Raw genomic sequence first — 4,883 nt, forward strand, 5'->3', positions numbered from 1 at the left:
TGCCTAAAAATGTAATTTCTCCCCCTGTAACTTCGTAGGCAGGATGACCTGCTAATACTTTAGAAAAAGTACTTTTACCGGAACCATTTGGCCCCATGATGGCATGAATTTCTCCAGCTTTTATTTCTAAATTTAAGCCTTTAAGAATCTCTTTTCCTTCTACATTAGCAGTTAAATTTTTAACAGATAAAATAACTTCGCTATTTTCTTTAATCATATATACCTCTTTTGTAATTTATAATGAATAATTGATAACTTTTTATTGGTTTTTTGATTTTGCCTATTTAACAATAGCCGTCATCCGTAAATAATGAATAATTAATAATGAATAATTAATAATTATTTGATTTGGTCGATTTAACAATAGCCGTCATCCGTAAATAATGAATAATTAATAATGAATAATTAATAATTATTTGATTTGGTCGATTTGACAATAGCTGTCAGAAGTTTTAAGAGTTCTATGCAGTCTTGATTAATTGAGTCAAACCCTTTGACATCAATGTAATTTGCTTGATGTAATAGCTCTAACCAATACAGAGTTTCATTGACCTCTTTTAGAGAAATAGCCATTTTATGTACAAAGTCGGCAGGACTTTCAGCGTATTCAGCTTCACGCACCAAAGCACCAATTGCTGTACCACTACGAAGTAATTGCTTTGATCAAACATACTCCTGTTTCTCTTGATTAAGGTGTTTTGACAGTTTAACAATTCGTAGTGCAAATGCAAATAATTTTTCTTTGACTACATTATTTTTCATAATTAGCAATTATCCATTAATAATTATTAGAGCTGATTTACAAAGTAAATATTAAGAGGATAAATGCTTTACAATGCAAGAATTTGACACTATCCCCCAGGACATAATTTTCCGCAAACCAATAGTATAAATGAGCTTCAACTCAGTTTACAAATCAGCTCTTAATTATTAATTATTAATTATTAATTATTAATTATCCCACTGTTCCTTCCAACTTTAAACTCAATAATTTGTCAGCTTCAACAGCAAATTCCATAGGCAACTCATTAAAAACATCCTTACAAAAACCACTAATAATCATAGACACCGCATCTTCAGCAGAAATTCCCCGTTGAGTAAAATAGAAAAGTTGGTCTTCCCCAATTTTAGAAGTAGAAGCTTCATGCTCAACCTTAGCAGTATTATTATCTACTTGAATGTAAGGAAAAGTATTTGCTTGAGCGCGATCGCCAATTAACATTGAGTCACATTGAGAATAATTCCGCGACCCCTTAGCACCAGACCCCATTTTCACCAAACCACGGTAACTATTAGCAGAGTTGCCAGCAGAAATACCCTTAGAAATAATTGTACTGCGAGTATTTTTGCCAATATGTACCATTTTCGTACCTGTATCTGCTTGCTGCTTATTATTAGTCAGAGCAACAGAATAAAATTCTCCCACGGAGTTGTCCCCCACCAAAACACAACTAGGATATTTCCAGGTAATAGCAGAACCAGTTTCTACCTGCGTCCAAGAAATTTTAGAATTTACTCCCTTGCACAAACCGCGCTTAGTCACAAAATTATAAATACCACCCTTACCATTTTCATCACCAGCAAACCAGTTTTGCACCGTCGAATAATTAATCTCAGCATTGTCAAGAGTGACAAGTTCAACTACAGCAGCGTGAAGTTGGTTAGTATCAAACATTGGAGCAGTACAACCTTCCAAATATGTTACTGAACTACCTTCCTCAGCAACAATTAAAGTCCGCTCAAACTGACCAGCATCTCCGTTATTAATTCTGAAGTAAGTAGAAAGATCCATCGGACATTTTACACCTTTAGGAATAAAGACAAAAGACCCATCACTAAATACAGCAGAATTAAGAGCAGTAAAAAAATTATCCCCTACAGGTACAACACTACCAAGATATTTTTCCACCAACTCTGGATATTCCTGCACTGCTTCAGAAATAGAACAAAAAATCACACCATCTTCAGCAAGTTTCTCCTTAAAAGTAGTCGCAACAGAAACACTATCAAATACAGCATCAACCGCAACATTACTCAGACGCTTCTGCTCCGAAAGGGGAATGCCAAGTTTCTCAAAAGTATCTAACAAAGTAGGATCTACTTCATCCAGACTTTTCTTCTTATCTTGAACTTTTGGTGCAGAATAGTAAATAATATTTTGATAATCTATTTGTGGATAGTCAACCTGTGCCCATACTGGTTCCTTCATTTGTAGCCACTTTCGATATGCTTTCAGACGAAAGTTGAGCATGAACTCTGGCTCATTTTTTTTAGCAGATATCAGACGAATTACATCTTCGCTCAGTCCACGAGGAATAGTTTCTGATTCGATATCGGTAACGAAACCATACTTATAAGGTTGATTAACTAAGGTTGTTACTTTAGCAGTCATTGTATTTATTTCCTAGTTATATTTACTTCTTTAGTAATTTAGATGGCCTTTAGCAGCCACTTAAACAACTTATTTGTTGCTTAAGTCTATTTTAGGTTACATTAACAACAATGATATTGTCAAAGTCCAATTTAAATATTTTTTTTTGACAAAATGGAAATTACCCAACAAAATTCGACCAAACAAGAAATCCTACAACATTTAATGAAGCGAACTCAAGCCACCGCTTTAGAGTTGGCAGAATCTTTAGAAATTAGTCCCCAAGCTATACGTCGCCATTTAAAAGACTTAGAAGCAGAAGGACTGATTATATATAAGTCAGTACAAACCGGGATGGGAAGGCCACAACATATTTATCAATTAACAACTCAAGGACGCGATCGCTTTCCCCATAATTATGATGAATTTGCCGTTTCCTTCCTTGACACCTTAGCCGAAACTATTGGCCAGGACCAACTCAGTCAAGTATTCCACAAACAATGGCAGCGTAAAGCAATGCACTATCGCCAACTATTAGGGACAGGAAAAGTGCAGGAACGCGTAGCCCATTTAGTAGAACTCCGCAAAGCAGAGGGTTTCATGGCAGAGTGGTCTCCTGTAGAATCTCAGGAAGTGGACGAGCGATCGCTCAAAATTCAGAATTCAAAAGTCAAAAGTGATTCAGCTTCCTCAGCAGAAATAGGAGAACCACAGTTGCCCGTTGAACGCTACATATTTATGGAGCACAACTGTGCTATCTCCAGTGTGGCCGAATCTTTCCCCAGTGTTTGTGGCCATGAATTAGAGATGTTTGGTGCTGTACTGCCTGATTGTACTGTGGAGAGAACTCATTGGATTGTTAATGGAGAACATCGTTGTGGTTATTTAATAACTAAGAGAGGGAACAGGGAACAGGGAACAGGGAATAGGGAATAGGGGGGAAACATTTCCTTTATCATCAGTCTCTGTCCTAAACAACTTGTTCTTGTTCCTTGCTATAAAAATGAGTGTCTAATTCTGATATAGAATCCGGTTATTTAACGAACTCAGAACTCAGAACTCAGAACTCAGAACTCAGAAGTTATTTTTGTAATGAGGATTTGAGCAAGGTTCCAAAAATATTTCGCCAGTCAAGGCGGGGTTTTATACCGATATTATTTTGATAAATATGATATGTGTTTACCATTCTATAATTACTCCCCCACTCCCCTACTCCCCCACTCCCCTACTCCCTACTCCCTTCCCTATCCCTGTATCCGTGCCATAATCAGTGTGAGCAACTTCCCTTTGATCCTTAATAAAAAAATATAAAATCAAAAATTAATATGCAACAATCTATGGAATTTTTAACAGCGGAGGAATCTGCTCAAGTTGATGGGGCGCTCCTAACTTCCAAAGACAAGTTTTCAACGCGACTGGCCATTTATTCATTGAGGTGTCTGAAGCAAATAGCAGAAGAAACAGGTTTAGCTCCAGAAGAAATACCCTCAGAGCAAATAACTACTTGGATTCAAAAGGACGAGAATATTAAGGAACATTTAGATGTAGATGCTAACTTTGAGAGCTTTTTTACTAGGTTAGTCATCTCCTCGTTACGTCCTTTAAAAGAGGTTTCTCAAGAATTTGGTGTACCACTCCAAGATTTGACGGTGCAACAGGTGGTTAAATGGTATGAGAAAGAGGGGAGATGAGGAGATAGGGACCCACCCCTAACCCCTCCCAGGAGGGGAATTTGGGGAGATGGGGAGATGGGAGAAAATTTCAACTTTTTTCCCCTATTCTCTAACTGAATATCCTAACTTCTGATTCCTGTACGTGGCCAATCTGATGATTGCCCTACCTAAAGACCTGAGCCAAAAGCACATACCGCGTGCAAAGATATCAAAAGGGTTCTATATACTTACTGCTGCTTGCTAAAGCTTCAAAACATGGACTATCCAATACTTATATCTACAAAATGTCTATGTTTTTATGCCATTAATCTGTGTTATTATTACATATGTCTGCTAGGAGAAAAGAATTTTAGCAACAATTATGGAGTGTTTGGCACTCGACTTTTCGTGTTTGACGAAAACCCCCCTAGGGAATTCTAAACTCAATGTGTTTGAGCAGAACATTAACCTTCTTTGCCAGTAGACTTATGGACGAGTGAGCAGGAATTTCGCTCAACATCACCGATGAAGAGCGTGTTTAGGATTGTCTAGATTTTTAGAAGGTGTATAACAGGGAAACAATCTAAGATTTATCTGAATTTCTCCCCTGCTCCCCTACTCCCCTTGGCCGGAAATTCAGAGATTAAAAAAAATTTGCTTAGGGGGTTGACATTTCTGAAAAAGATATTTATAGTAATAAATGTCAGGAAAAAAAAGCACCTAACACCTGAAACGGTTAGAAAAAAATAAAATAATTAATATATCTAATTATTAGCTTTTCCTGGTGTCTATGACGTAGTGGACCCACTCCGATCCATCCCGAACTCGGAAGTTAAACGCTATGGTGGCGAAGATACTCG

The 4,883-nt window shown here is 37.1% G+C and carries 4 protein-coding genes and 1 pseudogene; 2 read left to right on the forward strand and 3 right to left on the reverse strand.

The window, feature by feature from the left end:
• From F6K13_RS18350 to sufB, 3 genes and pseudogenes are all read right to left on the reverse strand, one after another.
• Positions 1-217 (reverse strand): ATP-binding cassette domain-containing protein (locus tag F6K13_RS18350; protein WP_287287958.1); only part of this gene is annotated, 217 nt, incomplete at its 3' end.
• Positions 218-405: 188 nt separating this feature from the next.
• Positions 406-651 (reverse strand): annotated as a pseudogene (locus F6K13_RS18355) (four helix bundle protein); the annotation flags it as partial.
• Positions 652-955: 304 nt separating this feature from the next.
• A complete protein-coding gene (sufB, locus tag F6K13_RS18360) occupies positions 956-2,392 on the reverse strand; it encodes a Fe-S cluster assembly protein SufB (protein WP_124147752.1) in 1,437 nt (478 codons plus the stop codon).
• A 153-nt stretch (positions 2,393-2,545) separates the two neighbouring features.
• On the opposite strand from sufB, the gene sufR reads away from it, so the two are divergent.
• Together sufR and F6K13_RS18370 are read left to right on the forward strand one after the other, a co-directional pair.
• Positions 2,546-3,307 carry an iron-sulfur cluster biosynthesis transcriptional regulator SufR gene (gene sufR, locus F6K13_RS18365; RefSeq protein ID WP_124147753.1) on the forward strand — a complete coding sequence of 254 codons (762 nt, stop codon included), beginning with the start codon at positions 2,546-2,548 and terminating at the stop codon, positions 3,305-3,307.
• Positions 3,308-3,696: 389 nt separating this feature from the next.
• Positions 3,697-4,062, forward strand: coding sequence for a hypothetical protein (locus F6K13_RS18370; RefSeq protein ID WP_124155094.1), 366 nt, complete (start codon positions 3,697-3,699; stop codon positions 4,060-4,062).
• Positions 4,063-4,883 lie beyond the last annotated feature (821 nt).

Source organism: Okeania sp. SIO2B9, from assembly GCF_010672505.1.
GTDB lineage: Bacteria > Cyanobacteriota > Cyanobacteriia > Cyanobacteriales > Microcoleaceae > Okeania > Okeania hirsuta.